25 protein-coding genes are annotated in these 24,778 nt (G+C 71.6%); 14 read left to right on the top strand and 11 right to left on the bottom strand.

The window, feature by feature from the left end; genetic code table 11:
• Nucleotides 1–14 precede the first annotated feature (14 nt).
• Complete coding sequence (locus tag ACI2LY_RS23850; protein WP_404708946.1) at nt 15–1,202, bottom strand: pyridoxal phosphate-dependent aminotransferase; 1,188 nt, start codon at nt 1,200–1,202, stop codon at nt 15–17.
• Nucleotides 1,203–2,144: 942 nt separating this feature from the next.
• Here ACI2LY_RS23850 and ACI2LY_RS23845 point away from each other — a divergent pair.
• The 7 genes from ACI2LY_RS23845 (at nt 2,145) to ACI2LY_RS23815 (ending at nt 9,382) form a co-directional block, all read left to right on the top strand.
• The gene (locus ACI2LY_RS23845) at nt 2,145–2,672 is read left to right on the top strand and encodes a DUF2617 family protein (RefSeq protein ID WP_389004035.1); all 528 of its coding nucleotides are present in this window, start codon (nt 2,145–2,147) and stop codon (nt 2,670–2,672) included.
• Nucleotides 2,673–2,752: 80 nt separating this feature from the next.
• Complete coding sequence (locus ACI2LY_RS23840; RefSeq protein WP_404708945.1) at nt 2,753–4,390, top strand: polyamine aminopropyltransferase; 1,638 nt, start codon at nt 2,753–2,755, stop codon at nt 4,388–4,390.
• Nucleotides 4,391–4,459: 69 nt separating this feature from the next.
• Nucleotides 4,460–5,230: an SRPBCC domain-containing protein gene (locus ACI2LY_RS23835; protein WP_404708944.1), complete on the top strand. Its 771-nt coding sequence runs from the start codon at nt 4,460–4,462 to the stop codon at nt 5,228–5,230.
• A gap of 66 nt (nt 5,231–5,296) precedes the next feature.
• On the top strand, nt 5,297–6,085 hold the full coding sequence (locus tag ACI2LY_RS23830) for an aldose 1-epimerase (RefSeq protein ID WP_404708943.1): 789 nt from the start codon (nt 5,297–5,299) through the stop codon (nt 6,083–6,085).
• Between the two features lie 10 nt (nt 6,086–6,095).
• The gene (gene pyrE / locus ACI2LY_RS23825; protein ID WP_393913138.1) at nt 6,096–6,647 is read left to right on the top strand and encodes an orotate phosphoribosyltransferase; all 552 of its coding nucleotides are present in this window, start codon (nt 6,096–6,098) and stop codon (nt 6,645–6,647) included.
• Between the two features lie 150 nt (nt 6,648–6,797).
• On the top strand, nt 6,798–7,820 hold the full coding sequence (gene fbaA / locus ACI2LY_RS23820; protein ID WP_389004043.1) for a class II fructose-bisphosphate aldolase: 1,023 nt from the start codon (nt 6,798–6,800) through the stop codon (nt 7,818–7,820).
• 86 nt (nt 7,821–7,906) lie between these two features.
• Nucleotides 7,907–9,382: an MFS transporter gene (locus tag ACI2LY_RS23815; protein ID WP_404708942.1), complete on the top strand. Its 1,476-nt coding sequence runs from the start codon at nt 7,907–7,909 to the stop codon at nt 9,380–9,382.
• On the opposite strand, the gene ACI2LY_RS23810 is transcribed toward ACI2LY_RS23815, so the two are convergent.
• Nucleotides 9,372–9,791, bottom strand: a complete 420-nt coding sequence (locus ACI2LY_RS23810; protein WP_404708941.1) for a DUF3151 domain-containing protein — start codon at nt 9,789–9,791, stop codon at nt 9,372–9,374. The two genes, ACI2LY_RS23815 and ACI2LY_RS23810, sit on opposite strands and share 11 nt — an antisense overlap.
• A 176-nt stretch (nt 9,792–9,967) precedes the next feature.
• Here ACI2LY_RS23810 and ACI2LY_RS23805 point away from each other — a divergent pair, with 176 nt between their 5' ends.
• From ACI2LY_RS23805 to ACI2LY_RS23795, 3 genes are all read left to right on the top strand, one after another.
• The gene (locus tag ACI2LY_RS23805; protein WP_389004048.1) at nt 9,968–10,828 is read left to right on the top strand and encodes a tryptophan 2,3-dioxygenase family protein; all 861 of its coding nucleotides are present in this window, start codon (nt 9,968–9,970) and stop codon (nt 10,826–10,828) included.
• Entirely contained in the window at nt 10,821–12,014 is a 1,194-nt protein-coding gene (gene kynU, locus ACI2LY_RS23800; RefSeq protein ID WP_404708940.1) for a kynureninase, read from the top strand. Before ACI2LY_RS23805 ends, kynU begins: the two co-directional genes overlap by 8 nt.
• A 184-nt stretch (nt 12,015–12,198) precedes the next feature.
• Complete coding sequence (locus ACI2LY_RS23795; protein WP_404708939.1) at nt 12,199–13,092, top strand: alpha/beta hydrolase; 894 nt, start codon at nt 12,199–12,201, stop codon at nt 13,090–13,092.
• Here the strand turns inward: ACI2LY_RS23795 and ACI2LY_RS23790 are convergent.
• Nucleotides 13,089–13,316: a hypothetical protein gene (locus ACI2LY_RS23790; protein WP_404708938.1), complete on the bottom strand. Its 228-nt coding sequence runs from the start codon at nt 13,314–13,316 to the stop codon at nt 13,089–13,091. The genes ACI2LY_RS23795 and ACI2LY_RS23790 overlap by 4 nt on opposite strands.
• 110 nt (nt 13,317–13,426) lie before the next feature.
• Between ACI2LY_RS23790 and ACI2LY_RS23785 the strand changes: the two genes are divergently transcribed.
• Nucleotides 13,427–14,635 (top strand): cytochrome P450, encoded by a 1,209-nt coding sequence (locus tag ACI2LY_RS23785; protein WP_404708937.1) that lies wholly within the window; start codon nt 13,427–13,429, stop codon nt 14,633–14,635.
• 43 nt (nt 14,636–14,678) lie between these two features.
• Here ACI2LY_RS23785 and ACI2LY_RS23780 read toward each other — a convergent pair whose 3' ends face one another.
• The 4 genes from ACI2LY_RS23780 to ACI2LY_RS23765 form a co-directional block, all read right to left on the bottom strand.
• Complete coding sequence (locus ACI2LY_RS23780) at nt 14,679–15,194, bottom strand: GNAT family N-acetyltransferase (protein ID WP_404708936.1); 516 nt, start codon at nt 15,192–15,194, stop codon at nt 14,679–14,681.
• 77 nt (nt 15,195–15,271) lie between these two features.
• Entirely contained in the window at nt 15,272–15,973 is a 702-nt protein-coding gene (locus ACI2LY_RS23775; RefSeq protein WP_404708935.1) for a DUF4097 family beta strand repeat-containing protein, read from the bottom strand.
• A gap of 109 nt (nt 15,974–16,082) precedes the next feature.
• Complete coding sequence (locus ACI2LY_RS23770; protein ID WP_404708934.1) at nt 16,083–17,639, bottom strand: ABC transporter permease; 1,557 nt, start codon at nt 17,637–17,639, stop codon at nt 16,083–16,085.
• Complete coding sequence (locus ACI2LY_RS23765; protein ID WP_404708933.1) at nt 17,639–18,532, bottom strand: ATP-binding cassette domain-containing protein; 894 nt, start codon at nt 18,530–18,532, stop codon at nt 17,639–17,641. Before ACI2LY_RS23765 ends, ACI2LY_RS23770 begins: the two co-directional genes overlap by 1 nt.
• Before the next feature lie 73 nt (nt 18,533–18,605).
• Here ACI2LY_RS23765 and ACI2LY_RS23760 point away from each other — a divergent pair, with 73 nt between their 5' ends.
• Nucleotides 18,606–19,106, top strand: coding sequence for a GbsR/MarR family transcriptional regulator (locus ACI2LY_RS23760; protein WP_404708932.1), 501 nt, complete (start codon nt 18,606–18,608; stop codon nt 19,104–19,106).
• Here the strand turns inward: ACI2LY_RS23760 and ACI2LY_RS23755 are convergent.
• A complete protein-coding gene (locus ACI2LY_RS23755; protein WP_404708931.1) occupies nt 19,103–19,891 on the bottom strand; it encodes a diacylglycerol kinase in 789 nt (262 codons plus the stop codon). The genes ACI2LY_RS23760 and ACI2LY_RS23755 overlap by 4 nt on opposite strands.
• A 196-nt stretch (nt 19,892–20,087) precedes the next feature.
• Between ACI2LY_RS23755 and ACI2LY_RS23750 the strand changes: the two genes are divergently transcribed.
• Nucleotides 20,088–21,371, top strand: coding sequence for an adenylosuccinate synthase (locus ACI2LY_RS23750; protein ID WP_389004072.1), 1,284 nt, complete (start codon nt 20,088–20,090; stop codon nt 21,369–21,371).
• Nucleotides 21,372–21,441: 70 nt separating this feature from the next.
• Here ACI2LY_RS23750 and ACI2LY_RS23745 read toward each other — a convergent pair whose 3' ends face one another.
• Nucleotides 21,442–23,298: an OmpL47-type beta-barrel domain-containing protein gene (locus ACI2LY_RS23745; protein WP_404708930.1), complete on the bottom strand. Its 1,857-nt coding sequence runs from the start codon at nt 23,296–23,298 to the stop codon at nt 21,442–21,444.
• Nucleotides 23,299–23,421: 123 nt separating this feature from the next.
• Here ACI2LY_RS23745 and ACI2LY_RS23740 point away from each other — a divergent pair, with 123 nt between their 5' ends.
• Nucleotides 23,422–23,613, top strand: coding sequence for a hypothetical protein (locus tag ACI2LY_RS23740; protein ID WP_404708929.1), 192 nt, complete (start codon nt 23,422–23,424; stop codon nt 23,611–23,613).
• On the opposite strand, the gene ACI2LY_RS23735 is transcribed toward ACI2LY_RS23740, so the two are convergent.
• Entirely contained in the window at nt 23,591–23,833 is a 243-nt protein-coding gene (locus ACI2LY_RS23735) for a DUF397 domain-containing protein (protein WP_404708928.1), read from the bottom strand. The two genes, ACI2LY_RS23740 and ACI2LY_RS23735, sit on opposite strands and share 23 nt — an antisense overlap.
• Nucleotides 23,830–24,678 carry a Scr1 family TA system antitoxin-like transcriptional regulator gene (locus ACI2LY_RS23730; protein ID WP_404708927.1) on the bottom strand — a complete coding sequence of 283 codons (849 nt, stop codon included), beginning with the start codon at nt 24,676–24,678 and terminating at the stop codon, nt 23,830–23,832. The genes ACI2LY_RS23735 and ACI2LY_RS23730 overlap by 4 nt, the downstream gene beginning before the upstream one ends.
• Between the last annotated feature and the right edge of the window lie 100 nt (nt 24,679–24,778).

The raw sequence follows: 24,778 nt of genomic DNA, 5'->3' as shown, positions 1-24,778 counted from the left end.
TCGTGTCCGTCGTATCAGGCGAGGCGGCGCAGGCGGTCGGTGGCCTCCTGGAGCAGCTCCGGCTTCTTGCAGAACGCGAACCGTACGAACGGGGCGCCCGCCTCCCGGTCGTCGTAGAAGACGGCGTTCGGGATGGCGACGACGCCCGCGCGTTCGGGGAGGGCGCGGCAGAAGGCGAAGCCGTCCTTCTCGCCGAGGGGGCGGATGTCGGTGGTGATGAAGTAGGTGCCCGCGGGGCGGAAGACGCCGAAGCCCGCCCCGGCCAGCCCGGACGCGAGGATGTCGCGGCGGGCGAGCATGTCGCGGCGGAAGCCGTCGAAGTAGGAGTCGGGCAGCGCCAGGGCCTCCGCGACGGCGTACTGGAAGGGGCCCGCGGAGACGTAGGTGAGGTACTGCTTCGCCGAGCGGACCGCGCTGACCAGGGCGGGAGCAGCCGTCACCCAGCCGACCTTCCAGCCGGTGAAGGAGAACGTCTTGCCCGCCGAGCCGATCGTCACCGTGCGCTCGCGCATGCCGGGGAAGCTCGCGAGCGGGAGGTGTTCGGCGTCGTCGAAGACCAGGTGCTCGTACACCTCGTCCGTCACCACCAGCAGGTCCCGCTCGACCGCCAGCTCGGCGATCGCGGCCAGCTCCTCGCGGGTCAGGACCGTGCCGGTCGGGTTGTGCGGGGTGTTGATCAGCAGCAGCCGGGTCCGGTCGGTGACGGCCGCGCGCAGCTCGTCCAGGTCCAGCCGGAAGCGGCCCTCCGCCGGGCGCAGCGTCACCGGCACGCGCCGCCCGCCCGCCATGGCGATGCTCGCGGCGTACGAGTCGTAGTACGGCTCCAGCGCCACCACCTCGTCCCCCGGCTCCACCAGCGCGAGCAGGGTCGCGGCGATGGCCTCCGTGGCGCCCGCCGTGACCAGGACCTCGGTGTCGGGGTCGTACGCCAGGTCGTACCGGCGCCGCTGGTGCGCGGCGATGGCGTGCCGCAGCTCCGGCACGCCCGGGCCCGGCGGGTACTGGTTGCCGCGGCCGTCGCGCAGCGCCCGTACGGCCGCCTCCCTGATCTCCTCGGGGCCGTCCGTGTCGGGGAAGCCCTGGCCCAGGTTGATCGCGCCGGTGGCCGTGGCCAGGGCGGACATCTCGGCGAAGATGGTCGTCCCGAACTCGGCGAGCCTGCGGTTGAGGTACGGACGTGCGCTGGAGGTCATGGCGGCCATCCTGCGCCCAAGCTCTGGAGTTCCTCAACTCGGCTTTGGTGTTCTTCGTGGGCGGGCATCTCCCGGTCACCGCGCGGTGCGCGGTGACGGACGGGGCGCCCACGGGGGGCCGCTTCGGGGGAACGGAAGGAGGGGGGACGCCATGGTCTTCGGCATCATCCTCATCGTGGTGATCCTGGTCGTCGTGGCCGCGGCGCGGTCGCGGCGGCGGCGTAGGTGGGGGGTTTCCGGCGGGACGGCGCGCTCGTCGCGGGGCGGCGGGACGCGGTCGTCGGGGTCGTCGTCATCCGGGTCCTCGGGTTCGGGGACGGGGACGGGGGCGTACGACGGCGGGTCCAGCTGGTGGGTCTGGGGCGGGGAGGCCGGGTCCTCCTCCGGCGGAGGGCACCACGGCGGGCACCACGGGGGTCACCACGGCGGCGACAGCGGCGGCGGCCACTCCGGGCACTCCTCCTGCGGCGGCGGCCACTCGTCCTGCGGCGGCGGGTCCTCCTGCGGGGGCGGCTCCTCCTGCGGAGGTGGCGGAGGCTGCGGGGGCGGCAGCTGAGCCGTCCAGGCACACGCACACCGATGTGCACCGAGGCGCGCGGGCGGCCGTAGCGGCGATATCCAGCCGCCCACGACCGCCCCCGCGTGGCGGAAACGCCCAGGGGGGGGCGGCGCCCCGGGCACGCGAACCGGCGGAGCCCCTCGCTCCGCGCTGGGCGTACGCCGTAGTTGAACAGTTGAGCTGTGGAGCCCTCTGAGGGATGGAAACCCTCCGAACTTGGGTAAAAACGCTGTGGCACGGCCAGTGTTCGTGATTCCCTCTAAAACACCACCCCAAGCCCTCGGACGTCCGATGGACACCGCTTCTCCAGCCGGGCCGACCTGGCCGAATCGCCCGGTGTCACCGAGGTGCGCCGGACCACCCCTCTCCTCGTGTGTTAGCGGAGCCGATCCATGCTCACGACCCTGAAAACGTCCTACACCGACACCCGCGCCGCCGACCTCGCCTGGGCCCTCGGCCGCGAACCGCTCCCGGCCCTGGCCACCCTCGATCTCGAACTGAGCGGGGCGAAGATGCAGTTGAGGCTGCTCGGCGCCTCCCACCAGGTCCTTCTGGAGGAGGACCGGGGCAGTTGTTCGGAGACGGTCGCGTGCATCCCCGGCTCCTCCACCCCGCTCCCCCTCGGCGTCGCCAAGCGCGTCGGCGACTGGGAGTACGAGTTCGCGGCGCGCGTGGAGATGCTCACGCCGGGCTCCTTCGCGGGCCGCGCCCAGGAGTTGCTCGCCCTGGTCTCCGACCATCCGCACGGACTGGCCGGGGTGTTCCCGGGCAGCCCGCACGCCTTCACCGCGATGCTCGCCCAGCGGCACGAGGGCCAGGTGCGCTGGCGTACCTGGCACGCGTACCCGCAGGACGGGCAGTTGGTGGCGACCCGCACCCGCGTCGGGGTGAGAGTCCCGGCCGGGCAGGGTGCCTGGTAAACCAACAGGGCCAGGTTGACGGGGAGTTTCCACACGTGTGGGTGACGAAGCGTCCCGCTGCGGTGACGTAACGTCGCAGCGTGATCGATTCGCACGCTCCCGTGTCCTCGGGCGCCCCGCCCTGGGCCGAGCCCGCGCGGCTGCCCGTCGAGCCCGGTACCGGGCGGTTCCTGGTGCTCGCGTGCGTCTTCGTCTGCGCGGCCTGCGGGCTGGTGTACGAACTCGAACTCGTCGCCTTCGCCTCGTACTTGATCGGCGACTCGGTCACCCAGGCGTCCGTGGTGCTGTCGGTGATGGTGTTCGCCATGGGCATCGGCTCGCTCGGCGCGAAACGGCTGCGCTGGCACGCCGCGGTGGGGTTCGGCGCGATCGAGACCGCGCTCGCGCTGGTCGGCGGGTGCAGTGCGATGGCGCTGTACGCGGTGTTCGCGTGGACCGGCGGCTGGGGCGGGATTTGGGCGGACGGACCGCGCTGTCTCCTGGTCGGATTCTCCCTGGCCATCGGGTTGTTGGTGGGCGCCGAGGTCCCGTTGCTGATGGAGCTGATCCAGCGCATCCGGCGCCAGGACGCGGGCGGCGCGGTGGCCGACCTGTTCGCCGCCGACTATGTGGGCGCGCTGGTAGGGGGGTTGGCGTTTCCCTTCGTACTCCTGCCGTTCCTGGGGCAGTTGACCGGCGCGCTGCTCACCGGGTCGGTGAACGTGGTCGCGGGCAGCGCGCTGGTCCTCGGGCTGTTCCGCCGCGACCTGACCCGCCGCGCCCGCTGGACGCTCCTCGTCGCCGGGCTCGCGGTGCTCGGCGTGCTCGCCTCGGCCGCCGCGCTCGCCGGTGACTTCGAGGCGGCCGCCCGGCGCGCGGTGTACGGGCCGGACGTGCGGGTGGCCGCGCAGACGGACGTACAGGAGGTGGTCCTCGCCGGGGGTACGGACGGCAAGCCGCTCGATCTCTTCCTGGACGGGCGGCTGCGCGTCGGCGGCCGCGACGAGCGGCGTTACCACGAGGCGCTGGTCCACCCCGCGCTGTCCGGCCCGCACCGGCGGGTGCTGATCCTCGGCGGCGGCGACGGGCTGGCCGCGCGGGAGGTGCTGCGGGACAAGGGGGTCGCGCGGGTGGACGTGGTCGAACTGGACGCCGGTCTCGTCCGGCTCGCCCGCCGCGACCCCGGCCTCTCCGCCCTCAACGCGCACGCGTACGACGACCCGCGCGTGCACCTCACCACGGCGGACGCGCTGAGCTGGCTGCGGCGCGCCCCGGCCGGGCGGTACGACGTGGTCCTCGCCGACCTGCCCGACCCCGGCATCACGGCGAGCACCAAGCTGTACTCCCAGGAGTTCTACGGCCTCACCCGCCGCGTCCTCGCCCCCGGCGGACGCCTCGCCGTGCACGCCGGGCCGGTGACCGCGCGCCCCCGCGTCTTCTGGACGGTCGCGGAGACACTGCGCGCGGCGGGATTCTCGGCGACCCCCTACCGGGTCCTGGGCCACGACTCGGGGTTCGCCACCGGCCCCGACCGCTCGGCGGGCACCTCCGGCCGTCCCCACGACTGGGGGTTCCTGCTGGCGGCACCCGGCCCGAGGGCCCCCCTTCCCCGGCTCGACCCCTACGGGCCCCGGCCCCGCACCCTGACCGGGTCGGACCTGAGAACGGACGTCGCGGCGGCCCGGGTCACCCGCGTCCCCGGCCTGCCCCCGTCGACCCTGGCGCATCCCCGGTACTGAATCCCTGGGGAGGCCCGTATGGACCGAGGGCAGGTGCATTCCGGTCCCTTCTGGGTAGGCTCGGCCAACATGGAGTTCCAGGTCTTCGTTCCGGTTCCGGCCGACCGGCTCAGGGAGGCCCTCGCGGATGCCGTGAGGGTGGCCCGCGCGGTGCCGGGACTTCAGCAGGACGCCGGGGCGGAACCCGTCGCAGGGCGGCTGAAGCTGCGGGTCGGCGGGCACTCCGTCACCTACCGGGGCACGCTCGCGGTGAGCGCGCGGGCCGACGGTACGTACGCGGTGCGCGGTGACGGCACCGAGTCCCGCGGCACCGGCACGGTCACCCTCGCCCTCACCCTGAGCCTCGCCCCCACCGAGGGCGGCACGACGGTCACGGTCGGCGGCACCGCCAAGGCGGACGGCCGCCTCGCGGAACTCCCCGAGGAAGCGGTGACGACAGCCGCCAACCGCCTGCTGTCCCGCACCCTGGAGACCCTCGCGGAGGCGGCGGACCAGCGGGAGGAGTCGGGGGAGTCCCCTGAGGACGACGACACCCCCGAGCCCACCCTCGACGCCGAGACGCAGGAGACCCAGGAGACGCAAGCCGCCATCCCCGACACCGTCCCCGACGGCCTGGAGGTCCGCGCCGAGCCCCCCGCCGAGGCCGCCCACGCCCGCCGGACGATGATCGGCCGCAGCGCGGAGGAGGTCGACCACGCCCCGCCGCGCGGCCGCTACGCCCCCGTCCCCGCCCCCCAGACCATCACCGCCAACCCGGTCCTCCGCTGGGCCGCCCCGGCGGCCGCCGTCGCCGTGGCCTCCGCGATCGTGGTGGCAAGGGCCCTGCGCAAACGCCACTGACTGCTCCACGGCATCCGCCGGGCACCACGCTGCCCCACCCCCGGAGGGACCAGTAGGGTCGGTCGGGTGAGTAACGGAGAGATCACGTTGGCCGCGGGTGACGCGGAGGTACGGGTCCTGCCCGGTAACGGGGGACGGATCGGCGGGCTGCTGGTCGGGGGGACCGAGCTGCTGCGGCAGGGGGAGCGGTTCGGGTGTTTCCCGATGGTCCCCTGGTGCGGGCGGATCAGGGACGGGCAGTTCCTGGACGGCGGAGTCGTACGGCAGATGCCGCTGAACTCCCCGCCGCACGCCATCCACGGCACCGCACGCGACGGCGCCTGGCGCACCGCGCGCACGTCGGCCGACGAGGCGGTGCTGACGTTCGAACTGACCGCCCCCTGGCCGCACTCCGGCAAGATCACGCAGGTCGTCAGCCTCGGGGAGGACAGCCTGACGCTGACCATGTCCGTGGAGACGTACGAGGATTCGTTCCCGGCGCAGATCGGCTGGCACCCCTGGTTCAACCGGAACCTGGGCGGCGAGGACGTGCGGATCGACTTCCACCCGGCGTGGCAGGAGGAGCGCGGCGAGGACCACCTGCCCACCGGCAACCGTATCGAGCCGAAGCCCGGCCCCTGGGACGACTGCTTCGGCATGCCCGACGGCGTCGACGTCACCCTGACCTGGCCCGGACAGCTGGAGCTGAAGGTGGCCAGCCGCGAGCAGTGGGCCGTGGTCTACGACGAGCAGGACGCCGCCGTGTGCGTGGAGCCGCAGACCGGCCCGCCCAACGGGCTCAACACCGCGCAACGCCTGGTCACCCCGCTGGAGCCGCTGGAGGCGTCCACGACCTGGACCTGGCGCCGCCTCTAAGCTGGGCGGTATGACGACGGACGTGCGTGGCGAACTGCTCCAGCAGATCAAGGACAAGGCCGTGGTGCACGGCAAGGTGACCCTCTCCTCGGGTCTGGAGGCCGACTACTACGTCGACCTGCGCCGCATCACCCTGGACGGCGAGGCCGCCCCGCTGGTCGGCCAGGTGCTGCTGGACCTCACCGCCGACCTGGACTTCGACGCGGTCGGCGGTCTCACCATGGGCGCCGACCCGGTGGCCGCCGCCATGCTGCACGCGGCCGCCGCGCGCGGGCAGAAGCTCGACGCGTTCGTGGTCCGCAAGGCCGCCAAGGCGCACGGCCTGCAGCGCCGGGTCGAGGGCCCGGACATCAAGGGCCGCCGGGTGCTGGTCGTCGAGGACACCTCCACCACCGGCGGCTCGCCGCTGACGGCGGTCGAGGCGGTGCGGGAGGCGGGCGCGGAGGTCGTCGGCGTCGCCACGATCGTGGACCGGGCGACCGGCGCGGCGGAGAAGATCGAGGCCGGGGCGGGCGTTCCGTACCGGTTCGCCTTCTCGAAGGATGAACTGGGGCTGGACTGACGGCCCGCCGGGGGCTGGACTTCTCCCCGGCCGCCAGGCCGTCCGGCAGGGCCGGTCTGGAAAGATGGGGCCGACGCTGACGTCGCCCCCAGGGTCCAGGTCAGGGCCGCATAACGCAGAACGCCAACCCGCAACACGAGGAGCGGACAGATGCCCATCGCAACTCCCGAGGTCTACAACGAGATGCTCGACCGGGCGAAGGCAGGCAAGTTCGCCTACCCGGCCATCAACGTCACGTCGAGCCAGACCCTGAACGCGGCGCTGCGCGGCTTCGCCGAGGCGGAGAGCGACGGCATCGTCCAGATCTCGACCGGCGGCGCGGAGTTCCTCGGCGGCCAGTACAGCAAGGACATGGTGACCGGCGCGGTCGCGCTCGCCGAGTACGCGCACATCCTCGCCGAGAAGTACCCGGTCAACATCGCGCTGCACACCGACCACTGCCCCAAGGACAAGCTGGACGGCTACGTACGTCCGCTGCTCTCGCTGTCCGAGGAGCGCGTGAAGGCCGGCCGCAACCCGCTGTTCCAGTCGCACATGTGGGACGGCTCCGCCGAGACCCTCGCGGACAACCTGGAGATCGCCCAGGAGCTGCTGGAGCAGGCCCGCCGCGCGAACATCGTCCTCGAGGTCGAGATCACCCCGACCGGTGGTGAGGAGGACGGCGTCACGCACGAGATCAACGACTCCCTCTACACCACGGTCGACGACGCGATCCGTACCGTCGAGGCGCTCGGCCTGGGCGAGAAGGGCCGCTACCTGCTGGCCGCGTCCTTCGGCAACGTGCACGGCGTGTACAAGCCGGGCAACGTGGTGCTCCGTCCGGAGCTGCTGAAGGAGCTGAACGACGGCGTGGCCGCGAAGTTCGGCAAGCAGTCGCCGTTCGACTTCGTCTTCCACGGCGGTTCCGGTTCCTCCGAGGAGGAGATCCGCACCGCGCTGGAGAACGGCGTCGTGAAGATGAACATCGACACGGACACCCAGTACGCCTTCACCCGTCCGGTCGCCGACCACATGTTCCGTCACTACGACGGTGTGCTGAAGGTCGACGGCGAGGTCGGTGACAAGAAGCAGTACGACCCGCGCACCTGGGGCAAGCTGGCCGAGGCGGGCATGGCGGCGCGTGTCGTCGTCGCCGCGAACAACCTGCGGTCGGCGGGCAACAAGATGAAGTGACCCTCCGTGGTCTCCCTCAGGGGGCTCGGCATCCTGTTTTCCACAGGGCCGGGCCCCCTTTGGCTATCCGGGGTATACCTGGGGGCATGCCCGATGTCCGGCTGGCGTCCCCCAAGGGCCGCTGGATTCTGCTGACCACCGTGCTCGGCTCCAGCATGGCCCTGCTGGACTCGACCGTCGTCAATGTCGCGCTGCCCCGCATCGGCCGCGACCTCGACGCGAGCCTCGCCGCGCTCCAGTGGACGGTCAACGCGTACATGGTGACGCTGGCCGGGCTGATCCTGCTGGGCGGTTCGCTGGGGGACCGGTACGGGCGGCGCAAGGTCTTCGTGATCGGCGTGGTGTGGTTCGCGGCGGCCTCGCTGATGTGCGGGCTGGCGCCCGACCCGAACGTGCTGATCATCGCCCGCGCGCTCCAGGGCGTGGGCGGGGCGCTGCTCACGCCGGGGTCCCTCGCGCTGATCCAGGCGTCCTTCCACCCCGACGACCGCAGCCGCGCGGTGGGGCTGTGGTCGGGGTTCGGCGGGGTGGGCGCCGCCATCGGCCCGTTCCTGGGCGGCTGGCTGGTGGAGGGGCCGGGCTGGCGCTGGGTGTTCCTGCTGAACGTGCCGCTCGCCCTGATCTGCGTACCGGTGGCGCTGCGGCACGTACCGGAGTCGGACGCGGGGCCCGCGCGCGGGCGGTTCGACGTGCTCGGGGCGGTGCTGGGTGCGGTGGCGCTGGCGCTGCTGACGTACGCGCTGATCGAGGCGCGCTCCGCGTCCGTCGCGGTGTGGGTGACGGCGGTGGCGGGCGTGGCGGCGGCGGTGGCCTTCGTGTACGTCGAGCGCCACCGGCCGAACCCGATGCTCCCGCCGGACATCTTCGCCTCGCGGCAGTTCACCGCGGTCAACCTGGTCACGCTGTGCGTGTACGCGGCGTTCGGCGGCTTCTTCTTCCTCACCGCGCTGCAGCTCCAGGTGGTGGCGGGCTACTCCCCGCTGGCGGCGGGTACGGCCCTGCTCCCGCCCACGATCCTGATGCTCCTGTTCTCCTCCCGCTCGGGCGCCCTCGCGGACCGCACGGGCCCCCGCCTCCCCCTGACGATCGGCCCGCTGCTCTGCGCGGCGGCGATGCTGCTGATGCTGCGGGTGGGCCCGGACGCGAACTACCTGACGGACGTCCTGCCCGCGTTGCTCGTCATGGGCACCGGCATGGTCACCCTGGTGGCCCCCCTGACGGCGACGGTCCTGGCCTCGGTCGACACCGCCCGCGCGGGCCTGGCGAGCGGCATCAACAACGCGGCGGCGCGGGCGGCGGGCCTGGTGGCGGTGGCCGCGCTCCCCTTGCTGACCGGCATGGGCCCGGACGCGTACCGCGCCCCCGCCGCCTTCAACAGCTCCTTCGACAAGGCGATGCCGATCTGCGCGGCGGTCCTCGTCCTGGGCTCGATCCTCGCCTTCACCCAGATCCACCACCGCCCCACCCCGGACTGCTCCCACCCGGAATGCCGGACCCACTGCAGCCTGACGACTCCACCGCTGGAGCAGGGTTCGCTTGGCCGACCGGCTCCTAGCGCTTGAGCTCCGCGTAAGCCTCCTCGCTGCTGTCCTGCAGGAACTGCCAGCAGCGGTCGGCCTCCTCCTTCTCGTTGATCGCGTCGGCCGCGCGGGCGAGGGCGGCGAGGCAGCGGAGGAAGCCGCGGTTGGCCTCATGGCTCCAGGGGATGGGGCCGTGGCCCTTCCAGCCGGCGCGGCGCAGGGCGTCGAGGCCGCGGTGGTAGCCGGTGCGGGCGTAGGCGTACGACTCGACCACGCGGCCGCCCTCGAAGGCGTCGTCGGCGAGCATCGCCCAGGCCAGGGAGAACGTGGGGTACTTCGCCACGACCTCGGCCGGGGCCTGGGAGTCCTCGCCCAGCAGGCGGTACGCCTCTTCATTCTCGGGCAGGTGCGTCGGGTCCGGGCCGCCGAGCAGGTTCTTGTGCGTAGTCATGCCTGAAGTCTGCCATTAGGGGATGCGCCCGGACCGGTGGGCCGAGATCGGCCCCACACCGTTCCCGCCTTGCCGTATCCCATGGGATTGCGGAGGATTCCGGGTGGGGACCGGGGCCCCCGTGCCGGCATCGGCAGGGGCGGACCGCTACCCGGAGTACACCGCAGGAGACAGCGATGTCCCACCAGGCTCACCCCCCTTCCCAGGCCGCCGAAGAGGCCGCTGAGCCCGAGACCCCGCATCTCGACTTCGCCGGTACGACGCCGTACGAGGACTACGTCCGGGCCGACGTGCTCACCCACCTCCAGCACACCCTCTCCGACGACCCCGGAGAGATGGTCTTCCTGGTCACGACCCAGGTGATGGAGCTGTGGTTCACGGTGATCACGCACGAGTGGGAGACCGCCGCGAAGGCGCTCCGCTCGGACGACGTGCCCACCGCGGTCGCCGCGCTGAAGCGTTCCGTACGCGAGCTGGACGCGCTGAACGCCTCCTGGCGCCCGCTGGCCCAGCTGACCCCGGCCCAGTTCAACTCGTACCGCTCCGCCCTCGGGGAGGGCTCGGGGTTCCAGTCGGCGATGTACCGCCGGATGGAGTTCCTGCTCGGCGAGAAGTCCGCGTCGATGCTCGTCCCGCACCGGGGCACCCCGCGCACGTACGCCGAGCTGGAGAAGGCGCTGTGCGAGCCGAGCCTCTACGACGAGGCGGTACGCCTGCTCGCCCGGCGCGGCCACGCGATCCCGGCCGAGGTGCTGAACCGGGACCTGTCCCAGCGGTACGAGCCCGCCGACGCGGTCGAGGCCGCCTGGACGGCCGTGTACTCCGGTGACCCCGACACCGACCTCGCCCGCCTCGGGGAAGCCCTGACGGACGTGGCCGAGCTGGTGTGGCGATGGCGCAACGACCACCTGGTGGCGACCCGGCGCGCGATGGGCGCCAAGGCGGGCACCGGCGGCTCCGCCGGAGTGGCCTGGCTGGAGAAGCGGGCCCGTAAGAACGTGTTCCCCGAGCTGTGGACGGCGAGGTCCCATGTCTGACCGTACGGAACTGGCGCTGCGCGCGAAGGAGTTGGACGCGGCCGACGTGCTCGCCGGGCTCCGCGACCGCTTCGTGCTCGACGACGGCGTGTACCTGGACGGCAACTCGCTCGGCGCGCTCCCCGCGCACGTCCCCGACCGGATGCGGGACGTACTGGCGCGCCAGTGGGGCGAGTTGCGCATCCGTTCCTGGGACGAGTCGGGCTGGTGGACCGCGCCGGAGCGGATCGGGGACCGGATCGCGCCGCTGATCGGCGCCGGGCCGGGGCAGGTCGTGGTCGGGGACTCCACAAGTGTCAATGTGTACAAGGCACTTGTGGCAGCCGTCCGCATGGCGGGGGAGGGCCGGGATGAGATCCTGGTCGACGCGACGACGTTCCCCACGGACGGGTACATCGCCAACTCGGTGGCGAGGATGACAGTTTGCACCCTCCGCCCGCTCACCCCCGCCGAGATCCCGGCCGCCCTCGGCCCGCGCACCGCCGCCGTCCTGCTGAACCACGTCGACTACCGCACCGGCCGTCTGCACGACCTGCCCGCGCTGACGGCGGCCGTGCACGACGCCGGTGCGCTGGTCGTCTGGGACCTGTGCCACAGCGCGGGCGCGCTGCCGGTCGGGCTGGACGCGCACGGGGTGGACCTGGCGGTCGGCTGCACCTACAAGTACCTGAACGGCGGCCCCGGTTCGCCCGCGTACCTGTATGTCCGCAGCGATCTCCAGGACCGTTTCGACTCCCCCCTGCCGGGCTGGAACTCGCACGCCGAACCCTTCGGGATGAACCCCGAGTACACCCCGGTGCCGGGCGCGCGGCGCGGGCGGGTCGGTACGCCGGACATCCTCTCCATGCTGGCGCTCGAAGCCGCGCTGGAGGTGTGGGACGGGGTCTCGGTGGAGGCGGTGCGGGCGAAGTCGCTGACGCTGACGGACTTCTTCCTGGACTGCGTGGCCGCGTACACCGAGCCCGGCCGGGTGGAGTGCGTGACGCCGCTGCGGCACGAGGAGCGGGGCAGCCAGGTCGCGCTGCGCTGCGCGGACGCCGGTGACGTGATGAAGCGGCTGATCGACCGGGGTGTGGTGGGCGACTTCCGCCACCCGGACGTGCTCCGCTTCGGCTTCACCCCGCTGTACGTCGGGTTCGCGGACGCGGAGCGGGCGGCGCGGGTGCTCGGAGAAGTGCTGGCGTAGGCGCGGGAACGGTGCGCCGGGGGGCTGTGCGGAGGGACGAACTCCGCACAGCCCCCTTTTGCCTCACCCTGGGTGACATCCCCGTGTCCGCGCACGTCACGGGCCTGATACCGTCCCGGCCAACGGCCGAATCCCCACCCTGGCCTGGTCCGCCAAAACCCTTACGCAGCTGGAAGGTTGGAGCATGCCGGAGGACGCTAGCGCAGCCCGTGCCGCCGCCGAGGAGGAGTCGGCGTTCTCTCATCCGCCCATCGACCCCGACGCGAGCGCCCCCTACGGGGACCACCCCGACCAGGTGATCGACTTCTACGCCCCGCGCACGGACGCGGCGTCCGCGCCGCTGGTCGTGCTGCTGCACGGCGGGGCGTGGCGGGCGCGGTACGACCGGCGGCACATCACGCCGTTCGCGGACTTCCTGGCGCGGCGCGGGTTCGCCGTGGCCAACGTGGAGTACCGGCGTGGCGGGCCCGACATCCCGGCGCAGAACACGGGCGACGAGCCCGCGTCCGTACCCCCGGCGGGCCGCTGGCCGGAGACCTTCGACGACGTCGCCGCCGCGCTGGACGCGCTGCCGGAGCTGGCCCGTGAGGCGCTGCCGAGCGCGGACGCCCGGCGCGTCGTCCTTACCGGGCACTCGGCGGGCGGACACCTCGCGCTGTGGGCGGCGGCCCGGCATGTGCTGCCCGCCGACTCGCCCTGGCGCACCGACCGTCCGGCGCCGCTGCGCGGGGTCGTCGCGCTGGCGCCGATCGCGGATCTGGGCATGGCGGCGAAGCTGGAGGTCTGCGACGGGGCGGCGGTCCAACTCCTCGGCGGCCAGCACTCGTTCGCGGAGCGTGCCCCCTACGCGGACCCCGCGCTGCTCCTCCCCACCGGCATCGCCACCACCCTGGTCCAGGGGCGCGCCGACCGGGATGTCCCCTACGAGGTGGCGGAGTCGTATGCCGACGCGGCGGCGAGATCGGGCGAGGTCGTGGGGGTCACGCTGCTGGAGGACGTCGGCCACTTCCCGCTGATCGACCCGGCGGCGGACGCGGCGGCGGTGGTGGCGGAGGAGATCACCCAACTGGCCTTCTAGGGTTGTGCCTTGACCGGGTCGTCGCCGGGCCGCTTGATGAGGTGGTCGCCGACGGCCAGGGACTTCCAGAGCTGTCGGCCGATGCGCACCTTCGTGGACTCGCCGTCGCTGAGGCGGAGTTCGACGAAGTGGTACATGTTCGAGCCGTCGAGCATGCCGCGTGACTTGTCGGTGACGGTGCCTTCCCAGGCGTCGTCCTGTCCGGGTTTGCGGGATTTGAACATGGGTCGAGTGTAGGAAGTCGGGGGGTCGGGCGGGCAGTGCCCGGGGGCACGTCCTGGGGATGACACATGTCATCTACCCCGCTGGTGCCCGCACGGACTAGCGTCCCCCCATGGGCACCACCTTCGACCCCTGGTCACCGGAGTTCCTCGCCGACCCCTACCCGGCGTACGCCGAGCTGCGGGCGCGCGGCCGGGTGGTCCGGTACGAGCCGACGGACCAGTGGCTGGTGCCGCACCACGCCGACGTGGCGGCGCTCCTGCGTGACCGGCGGCTGGGGCGGACGTACCAACACCGTTTCACGCACGAGGAGTTCGGCCGTACGGCTCCGCCTCCCGAGCACGAGCCGTTCCACACGCTCAACGATCACGGCATGCTCGACCTGGAGCCGCCGGACCACACCCGTATCCGGCGCCTGGTCTCGAAGGCGTTCACCCCGCGCACGGTGGAGCGGCTGCGGGGGTACGTGCACGGGCTGGCGGACTCCCTCGTGGCCGACCTGGTCGCGGCGGGCGGCGGCGACCTCCTCGCGGACGTGGCGGAACCCCTCCCGGTCGCGGTGATCGCGGAACTGCTGGGCATCCCCGAGGCGGACCGGGGCCCGCTGCGGCCCTGGTCGGCGGACATCTGCGGAATGTACGAGCTGAACCCGCCCCCGGAGGTCGCGGCGCGGGCGGTACGGGCGTCGGTGGAGTTCTCGGAGTACCTACGGGGTCTGATCGCGGCGCGCCGCGCGGCCCCCCGGGACGACCTGATCTCGGCCCTGATCGCGGCCCACGACGAGGGCGACCGCCTCACCGAGCAGGAGATGATCTCCACGGCGGTCCTCCTGCTGAACGCGGGCCACGAGGCGACGGTCAACGCCACGACGAACGGCTGGCTGGCCCTGTTCGAGCACCCCGACCAACTCGCCGCCCTCCGCGCGGACCACACCCTCATCCCCACGGCGGTCGAGGAGTTGCTCCGCTACGACACCCCGCTCCAGCTCTTCGAACGCTGGGTCCTGGACGACATCGAACTCGCGGGCACGACGACCCCGCGCGGCGCGGAACTCGCCCTCCTCTTCGGCTCGGCCAACCACGACGAGACGGTCTTCGCCGACCCGACGCGCCTGGACCTCACCCGCCGGAACAACCCCCACATCTCCTTCAGCGCGGGCACCCACTACTGCATCGGCGCCGCCCTGGCCCGCCTGGAACTGACCGCCTCCATGACCTCCCTCCTCACCCTGCCCCCCACCCTGACCCTGACAACACCCCCACCCCGAAAACCGGGCTTCGTGATGCGCGGCCTGGAGGAACTGAAAGTGACGGTCGCCTGAGGCCCGGTCCGAGGGAGAAGTCCCCGGTTTCCCTGGCCCCGGTTCAGAGGTTGTTGAAGGGTTCGGGGTAGGCAAAGGTGCCCCGTACGGTCCGGGCGTACGCCGTCAGGGGGCGGAGCTGGAAGTAGGGGCCCCAGTCGGGGTCGGGTGGGGTGATGCCGAAGTGCGTGCTGGGGTGGAAGCCGAAGCGGCGGTAGTACGCGGGGGCGCCGAGCAGGGCGACGAACGGTTCGCCGGTCGCGTCCGCCGCGCCCAGTACGGCGTGGACGAGGGCCTGGCCCACGCCCCGGTGTTGGTGGGCCGGGTGCACGCTGAGGGGGCCGAGGGCGAGGGCCGGGTGGGTGTCGACGTGGCCGCGTGTGCAGACGACGTGCCCGACGATCTCGCCCTGGTCATCGGTCGCGACCAGCGACAGCGCCGGGAGCCAGGCCCCACAGGTCCGCAACTGGTCGAGGAGAGCTGCCTCCACGGGGTCCGGCGTTTCCGGGTTCGCGAACGCGGCGGTGGTGACCGCGCGCACCGCGGGCTCGTCGGCGGGCTCTTCGCGTCGGATCAGCATCCGTCCAGTCTCGGCGGGTGGACGGCGGCACCGCAAAGGCATTTGCCGGGCCGGGGCCGCCGCCGGGAACTTCACTCTTACGAGGAGGGCGTCTGGTTGACGTCGATGTTTCCGCCGCCCGTGCGGATGGTCACGTGGTGGGGGGAGGACGGGTCGGTGGGGACGGAGATGTCGCTGCGGCCGCCGCTGGTGGAGGCGTCGACGGCGTAGGGGGTGCGGGGGAGGGTGACCGTGACGTTGCCGCCGCCTGTCTGCGCGGTCAGGGTGGTCGGGGGTTTGGTCAGGGTCGCCTCGATGTTTCCGCCGTCCGTGCGGGCGGAGAGGGACTTGGGGGCCGTGTCGGTCACGCGTACGTTTCCGCCGCCCGTGCGCGCCGCCATCGCCCCGTCGATCTGCCGCACGGTGATGTTCCCGCCCTCGGTGTCCAGGGTCAGGGTCGTGCCGCGCGGTACGGAGACGGTGTAGTCGATGCCGCAGTCGTGGCAGCTCGGGGCCGTCAGGGTGAGGCGGCCGTCGCGCACGGAGTGCTCGGTGCGGGGCTTGTCGTCGGCGTACCGGATCTTCTCCGTGACGTGGGCGCCGGTCCCGTCACCGGGTACGACCTCGATGTTCCCGCCCTTGGTCGTGACGCTCAGCGCGCTCACCTCGGCGTCGATCCCGTACTCCGAGGTCGCTGTCTTGTTCTGGACGGCACAGCCGCTGAGCGCGAGCCCCGCCATGACCGTCCCGGCCACCAGCAGCCCGCGTCCGGGCCCGGTACGACTCGGCTTCATGTTCATGTTTCCCCCTTGGTTCCACCGGCCCCTCACTGGTAGCAGGTGCCGGTGGACCACGGCAGGGGGTGGCTTGATCAAGCCCCCGGTATGGCAGAAACCGAACGAAGCCGGGTCAGCCCACCAGATCCCGTCGGCGGACACCCGCCAGCCCAGCCCCGGTGAGCAGCACAGCCACCCCCAGCAGCACCCCGACCGGCCCCCACTCCATCTCCGCCCCAGGCAGCTTGGGCAGGTGGCTGTAGGGGGAGAGGTCCAGCAGCCACGCGGGGGCGTCCAGCGCCGGGCCGATCCAGCCGATGAGCAGCACCGCCCCCGCCACGGCCCACCCCGCCACGGCCGCCCTAGGGAAGAACCCGTACAGGAGCACCGTCACCGCGCCCAGCGTCCACGCGGCCGGTACCTGGAGGAGGCAGGCCCCCACCACCGCGCCGGGGCGGGCCCCGTACCCCGCCCAGAAGCCGAGCCCGGCGAGCAGCATCAGGAGAAACACCCCGCCGAAGGCGATCAGCAGGTGGCCCCCCGCCCAGCGGAGGCGGCTCACCGCGCAGGCCAGCAAGGGTTCGGCGCGGCCGGAGGACTCCTCGGAGGAGAGGCGGAGCACCGACCCCACCACGTACAGCGCGGCCACCAGCCCCAGCATGCCGATCATCGCGGAGAGGAAGGTGTCCGTGACCCCCGCGCGGCCCCCCATCCGCTCCAGCATCGCCCGCGCACCCGAGTTGCCCGCGACCAGGTCCGCCGCGCCCTCGGTCAGGCTGCCGTACACCACCCCCGCCAGGAGGAAGCCGACGCTCCAGCCGGACAACGCCCCCCGCTGGAGCCGCCAGGCGAGGGCACCCGCGCTGCCCAGGCGCCCTCGGGCGGGACCCGGCCGGGTGGGGAGGAAGCTCATGCCGAGGTCCCGGCGTCCGGCCAGGACGTACGCCAGCGCACCCTGGCCCACGCACGCGAGCACCAGCAGCCCCAGTACCCACCACCGTTCCCCCGCGAAGGCCCGCACCTTCTCCAGCCACCCCAGCGGTGAGGCCCAGGTCAGCCAGGAAGAGGACGAGTCGCCCGCGGCGCGGAGCACGAAGGCCGCTCCCAGCAGACCGGACGTCAGACCGCGGGCCAGCCGCGCGCTCTGGGTGAGCTGGGCCGCGACCGCCGCCGCCGAGGCGAAGACCAGGCCGACCAGGCCGACGGCCAGCCCCAGGGCGAGCGCGCCCGACAGACCCAGCGAGGCGAGGCCCGCGAACAGAACCGCCGCCAGCACCCCGTTCGCGGCCGACGACGCCAGCAGCGCCGAGGTCAGCGGGGCCCGCCGACCCACCGCGCCCGACGCGACGACCTCCAGGCGTCCGCTCTCCTCCTCGTCCCGGGTGTGCCGGATGACGATCAGCAGGCTCATCACGGCGGCCAGCAGCCCCGCGTACACCCCGACCCGCCAGGCGGTCAGGCCCCCCAGGGAATCGTCCAGTACGGGCCCTGTCAGGGCCCGGAGGGAGGCGTTACCGGCCATCTGCGCACGCAGGGCGGCGCGTTCGGCGTCCGTGGCGTACAGCCCCCTGAGGGTGCCCGGCATCGACAGCACCATCAGGGCGTTCACCCCGATCCACACCGGGATCAGCACCCGGTCCCGGCGCAGTGCGAAGCGGAATAGCACCCCGGTGCCGACCAGCGCGCCCATCAGACGGCCACCTCCTCGGCCTCGTAGTGCCGCAGGAACAGCTCCTCCAGCGTCGGTGGAGTGCACGTCAGCGACCGCACCCCGGCGGTGCTCAACACCCGCAGCAGGCCATCGAGTTCAGCGGTCTCCACCTGGAGCCGCACCCGGGACCCCCGCACCTCCAGGTCATGCACCCCGGCCAGCCCCTCCCACGCCACCGCCGAGGAGACCTCCGCGCTCACACTCGTCCGCGTCAGATGCCGCAGCTCGGCGAGCGAGCCGCTCTCCACCGTCCGCCCCTGCCGCACGATGCTGACCCGGTCGCACAGCGACTCCACCTCGCTGAGGATGTGCGAGGAGAGCAGGACGGTACGGCCCCGGTCCCGCTCCTCCAGGACGCACCGCTGGAACACCTCCTCCATCAACGGGTCCAGCCCGGAGGTCGGTTCGTCCAGGATCAGCAGGTCCACGTCGGAGGCGAAGGCGGCGACCAGGGCGACCTTCTGCCGGTTGCCCTTGGAGTAGGTGTGGCCCTTCTTCGTGGGGTCCAGCTCGAAGCGGGCGGTCAGTTCGGCGCGGCGCCGCTCGTCCAGCCCGCCGCGCAGGCGGCCGTAGAGGTCGATGACCTCGCCGCCGGACAGGCCCCGCCACAGCGTGACGTCGCCGGGGACGTACGCGATGCGGCGGTGGATCTCGACCGCGTCGGTCCACGGGTCGTGGCCGAGGATCTGCGCGGCGCCCGAGTCGGCGCGCAGCAGGCCGAGCAGGACGCGGATGGTGGTGGACTTCCCGGCGCCGTTGGGGCCGAGGAAGCCGTGCACCTCGCCGGTCTCGACATCGAGGTCGAGACCGGCAAGGGCGTGGGTACGGCCGAAGGACTTGTGGAGCCCCGAGACCGTGATGGCCTTCGTCATGATTCTGAACGTACGCTTGCTTCAGAAATTTGTGAAGTTAAGGAAGCGTATGAATCAGAGTTAGGGTGAGGGCATGACGGAGCCGAGCGTGGAGAGTGGGGACGGGCGCGATCCGGAGTCGGTGTCGCGGTTCGTGGAGCGGTTCGCGGCGCAGCTGGTGGAGGCGGGGATGCCCCGCATGCCCGCGCGGGTCTTCGCGGCGCTGCTCGCCTCCGACACGGGCACGCTCACCTCGGCGGAGCTGGGCGAACTGCTCCAAATCAGCCCGGCGGCCGTCTCCGGCGCGGTGCGCTACCTCTCCCAGGTCCACCTGGTCTCCCGCGAGCGCGAACCCGGCTCCCGCCGCGAGCGCTACCGCGTGCACAGCGACCAGTGGTATGAGGCTCTCACCAGCCGCGAAGCCATCATCAAGCGCTGGGAGGAAGCCCTCCGCGAGGGCATCACCAGCCTCGGCCCCGAAACCCCCGCAGGCCGCCGCCTCACCGACACCCTCGAGTTCTTCGAGTTCATCGAGAAGGACCTCGCCGGAATCATGGAACGCTGGCGCGCCCACCGCGAGCAGCGCACCCCCTAAGCCGGAACCACCAACCCCCAAGCCCCCTCAGCCACCCGCCAGGTACGCCTCCGCACCGGCCCGGAGGTGGCCGCGTCGGCTCGGTAGTGGAAGTCCTCGCCGGTCACGGTGACGGTGCGGCCGCAGGAGCGGAGGGGGGAGGACTCGGCGCCGAGGGAGACGGGGCGGATCTCCACCTCCGCGACGCCCCGCGTGCCCGGGGTGACCGAGACGGACTCCACCGGGCGGTCGAGGTCGATGACCGTGACGCCGTCGATCTCCACCCGGAGCCGGGCGGGCTTGGTGGCGAGGGTGCGGACCAGGGTGCGCAGCCAGGGGCGGGCGCCGACGCCGACCGGCTCGGCGGGGACGGCGGCGGGCGGTATGCCCAGCGAGCCGAGCACGACCCCGTCGCTGTCGTCGACCAGGAGGTCCAGCTGACGGGAGACCCCGTCCAGCACCGCCCGCGCGGAGGCGACCGGGCCGCCCGGCACACCGAGGGAGCGGGCCAGTCCGGCCGAGCCGACCGGCACCACGGACAGCGCGCATCCGGCCAGCTCACGGTTCCGGTGCAGCCACCCCACCGCTCGAACAAGTGCTCGATCGTCCCCGACGACCACCGGCCGCCGCGACCCCCGTCGGCCGAGCGCGCGGGCGAATTCCTCGGGGCCGTCCGGGAGACACACCTTCGCCGTCGCACCCGCGCTGAGCACGTCTTTCGCTATCCGCACGGACTCCCCGTCCGTGTGCCGGGCCATCGGATCGATGATCACAAGGAGCTGATCGGACGTCGCGGAAGTCGCCACCTCGGTCCTGCCTCGCTTCCTCGGGTAGCATCTTTGTGCAAGAGCCCCTTGCGCTATTGCGCCAGGGGCTTCGTCTATTCCGGGGCATCCGGTCCGACGGTCGTGCGGCCAAAGAAGGTCGCGGTGTCACGTGGCGGTGAACCATACGCCCACACCCCGACCATGGACATGCCCCGCCCGGAAGGGGTGTACGCGCGTGCCCGCACTTGTGCTGCTCGGTGCTCAGTGGGGTGACGAAGGCAAGGGGAAGGCGACCGACCTGCTCGGTGGCTCCGTGGACTATGTAGTGCGCTACCAGGGCGGCAACAACGCCGGCCACACGGTCGTCGTGGGCGACCAGAAGTACGCGCTCCACCTCCTCCCCTCCGGAATCCTCTCGCCCACCTGTACGCCGGTCATCGGCAATGGTGTCGTCGTCGACCCCTCCGTCCTGCTCTCCGAGCTGAGCGGCCTGGAGGAGCGCGGCGTCGACACGTCGAAGCTCCTGCTCAGCGGTAACGCGCACATCATCACGCCGTACCACGTCAGCATGGACAAGGTGGCGGAGCGCTTCCTCGGCAAGCGGAAGATCGGCACCACCGGCCGCGGCATCGGCCCGACCTACGCCGACAAGATCAACCGCGTCGGCATCCGGGTCCAGGACCTGTACGACGAGTCGATCCTCGAGCAGAAGGTGGAGGCCGCGCTCGACGTCAAGAACCAGGTCCTCACCAAGCTGTACAACCGCCGCGCCATCGCCGCCGACCAGGTGGTCGAGGAGCTGCTGGGCTACGCGGAGAAGCTGCGCCCCTACGTCGCCGACACCGTCCTGGTCCTCAACCAGGCGCTGGAGGACGACAAGGTCGTGCTGTTCGAGGGCGGTCAGGGCACCCTGCTCGACATCGACCACGGCACGTACCCCTTCGTCACCTCCTCCAACCCGACCGCCGGAGGCGCCTGCACCGGCGCGGGCGTCGGCCCGACGAAGATCAGCCGGGTCATCGGCATCCTCAAGGCGTACACCACGCGTGTCGGCGCCGGTCCGTTCCCGACCGAGCTGTTCGACGAGGACGGCGAGGCGCTGCGCCGCATCGGTGGCGAGCGCGGTGTCACCACCGGCCGCGACCGCCGCTGCGGCTGGTTCGACGCGGTGATCGCCCGTTACGCCACCCGCGTCAACGGCCTCACCGACTTCTTCCTCACCAAGCTCGACGTGCTCACCGGCTGGGACGAGATCCCGGTCTGTGTCGCCTACGAGATCGACGGCAAGCGGGTCGAGGAACTCCCCTACTCGCAGAGCGACTTCCACCACGCGAAGCCGATCTACGAGACGCTGCCCGGCTGGTCCGAGGACATCACCAAGGCGAAGTCCTTCTCCGACCTGCCGAAGAACGCGCAGAACTACGTGAAGGCGCTGGAGGAGATGTCCGGCGCGCCGATCTCCGCGATCGGTGTCGGCCCGGGCCGCGACGAGACGATCGAGATCAACTCGTTCCTCTAGACGTCCCGGCATGACGACGGGGCCCGCACCACGGTGCGGGCCCCGTTCCCGTTCCCTGCGCGCGCTTCGCTCAGCGCTTGATGTCGATGGTGACCGACTTCGTCTTCTCGTGGTTCTGGGCGTAGTCCACCGAACGGAACTTCAGCACGTGCTTGCCCTTGCCGTGCACCGTGATCTCCGACCTGTACTTCTTCCACCCGGTGCCGTCGAGGTTGTACTCGGTCCGGGCCACGCCGGACACGCGGTCCGTGGCGGTCAGGGTGACGCACACGTCCGAGTGGCGCGGGAAGACATGGGCCTTGGTGACCGGCGGCGTGGTGTCCAGCGGCAGGTTCAGCGCGGCGTCGCTCGGCGTCAGCTCGTCCTCCCGGGTCGGCGGCGGCACATCGCCCGAGGCGGTGGTGCGGCCGACGGAGCCGACGCGCAGCAGCAGGTTGGCCCAGTCGTCGAAGCCGGTGAGCAGCGTGCGCTGGCCGTCGTTGTTGACGTCGAAGGCGACCGGCGTCTCCTCGATCATGCCGTTGCAGTTCCAGTCGACCTGGCCGTCCGAGGCGGCCACGTTGACGAAGGAGCCGCCGTTGCTGCCCGGGCACCAGTGCCGGACGTCGTAGTTCGCGCCGCTGGCGGGGTACGACTGCTCGTTCAGGCTGTTCTCGTTCAGCGAGGTGTTCTGGCGGGAGAGGTCCGTGTTCCCGGTGCTGGTCCCGGACGTCAGACCGAACTGGTACAGGTAGTTCATCACGCTGAAGTACTGCGGCTTGTTGTTGACGTTCTGGTCGCCGCCGTGCTCCAGGTTGAGGTTGTGGCCCAGCTCGTGCAGGAACGTACCGGCCTGCTCGGCGACCGTGCCCACCTGGTTGGCGAAGCTGCCCAGGCTGACGATGAGGTCACTGCCCGGGGTGGGGGCGATGCCGCTGGAGGGGGTACCGGCCTGGAGGTTGTGGGCCGAGATGGCGTAGTGGAAGATCGGCGCCCGGCCGGTGCTGGTGAAGCCGCCGACGTCGTTCTTGATCGTGTTGAAGGCGTTCCACTGGTACAGGCCGTTGACCGCGGTGCCCAGGTTGGTCTGCTCGGTGAGCCGCCGGGCCTTGCTCAGGGTGCCCCACGTCGCGTTGGTCGTGAAGTTCATGACGCTGTTAGGCCCGGCGTCCACATGCAGGTTGATGCCGGTGGTCGGCGAGTGCCGTGAGTAGGGCGAGTTCGCGAAGGCGTCGACCACCTGCTTGATGGCCGCGGGGGCGAGCGCGTGGCTGTGGTCGTCGTTCGCCATCCAGTCGAGCTGGACGAAGACGTCCGGCTTGTTGACGGTCGCCCCCATCGCGGGCAGGTTGACGAACTGCAGACCCGGCGCGGGCGCGGTGTGGGCGCTGCCGTCGGCCGGGTTGATGTAGATGCCGTTCCGCTTCCAGCTGTCGGGGATGCCGTCGCAGGTCGTGGAGTTGCAGTCGAAGGTGAAGTCGACGGTCGGGTTGAACCCCTGGCCGCCGCTGCGGCTGATCACATACCCGGCCGGGGCCGTCTGCGTGTAGCTGCTGTCACCGACGACGGGCGCGTCCCAGCTGATCTGGGTCCGGCTGGGCTCCCGGTAGATGTTGAAACTGACGGTGCCCACGTTGCCGCGGGGGTCGCCGCAGGCGTCGAGCGTCCAGGTGGCGGTGGCGCCCGCGTTGATGCGCTCCGGCAGCGCCGCGGGGCATCCGTTGTAGCTGTTGGGCCCCAGGGTCAGGTCGCGGTCGCTGTTGTTGGTGAACCTCACCGTCAGCAGCGTGCCCGCGCGCTGGGCGGCGGCCGACGCCCCGGCCGCCGCCAGCGTGAGCAGGGCTACGGCCAGGGCCGCGACGCCCAGCGCCGTGATCCTCGCCGGTCGTGTCCGGGCTGCGGGGCCGCGCCCGCCCACCGCAGCACCGTGGTAACGCAGTGTGTTCATAGCCGCACGGTAGGGCTACGCTCAGTGTCCGCCCGGTGCGGCTCGGCGCACTGTCACTCCGCTGGCCGTCCGCCGCCCACGCCCGACGGGCGTTCCGCCGTCCGGCGCGGTGCAATCACTTGTATGAGCAGCGAACGGGAGATGTGCGGGGGGCCCTACGGCGAGGTGTCCGAGTGCGGGGACCCCGCGGTGTTCGAGGTCCGGCGGCACGACCGGTCGTCGTTGCCGGTCTGCCCGCTCCACCTCGGCCCGTCCCTGTTGATGGGGTCGGGTGTGCTGTGGCCGCCGGAGATCAGCCTCGTCGCGCGTCCGTGAGGAAAGTGGTCCAGGCGGAGGGGGTTACGGCGAGGAGGGGGCCGTCGCTCTGCTTGGAGTCACGGACGTGGATGGTGTCGGGGCAGGAGGCGACTTCGACGCACTGGCCGCCTTGGCTGTCGCTGTACGAGGACTTGTGCCAGGTGTAGGCGGTTTCGACGCACTGTCCGCCCCCGGCGTCGCTGTAGCTCGACTTGAACCATCGCCGCGTGCTGGTCATGTGCGTTCGTCTCCCGCCAACTTATGAATAAGGCTCAGGGAGTCCTCCGGGCTCAGAGCCTGTGTCCGGATCTTCGCATACCGGTGGGCAAGCTGGGCAACAATTGGCGGCTCGCTCACCAGGAGGCTCTGGTCCTCGATCTCCAGGTAGACCACGTGGTGATGCTCCTTCGTCTCCACGAGCACCATGTTGCCGTGGGCTCCGGCGTGGCTCCCCTTCAACCCCCGCTCCAACGAGACTACTTGGATGCTGACGTTGTCCCTCTCGGCGTCCTCGGCGAGTGACCGCAACTGCTCTCGTTGGATCTCCCAGCTGCCGAACGGCCGCCTCAGCGCAGTCTCATCGAGGATCAACTCGATCATGGCTCCTGGATCGCGGTCGAAGAGGGCCCGTCGAGCGACACGAGCCTCAACCAGCTCGTCCAACTTCGCGTCCGGGAGCTTGGGGAACCCGCCACCGATCAGCGCACGCGCGTAGTCCGCTGTCTGAAACAAGCCGTCGATCACATAGGTCTGGTACGACGATAGTGTCACCGCCTCCGCCTCCATCAGAGCGAAGTTCTTGAACTGCGGCGGGTACTTGTCCAGACGGATGAACGTCCGGGACTCCTCAAAAATGCCCAGTCCGAGCCCGATCTCCCGCTCCAAGGCCAGCAGCATCTTGTCGCTGGCGGGCTGCGCACACGTTTCCATCGCGCTGATCGCGGATGCGGTGTAGCCCGTCATCCTCCCCACCTCGGGTTGCGTGAACCCCTGATGCTCTCGCAGTGCTCGGGCCAAGGAGGCAACGAGACGTGCCGTACCCCCCGCTTGCGCCTTGTTCTCCGCCCGCGCCATTGCGGTCACCCCCGGACTCAACCGAACTCAACCGGACTTCAACGTGTCTCCGCGAACGCCAACTGTTCCGTGAGGTCGACGGAGAGTCATGGAAACCGTAGCGTCGCCT

The sequence above is a fragment of the Streptomyces sp. NPDC002176 genome (assembly GCF_044903645.1).
In the GTDB taxonomy this organism is placed as follows: domain Bacteria; phylum Actinomycetota; class Actinomycetes; order Streptomycetales; family Streptomycetaceae; genus Streptomyces.
This window is presented reverse-complemented; position numbering and strand designations above follow the sequence as displayed.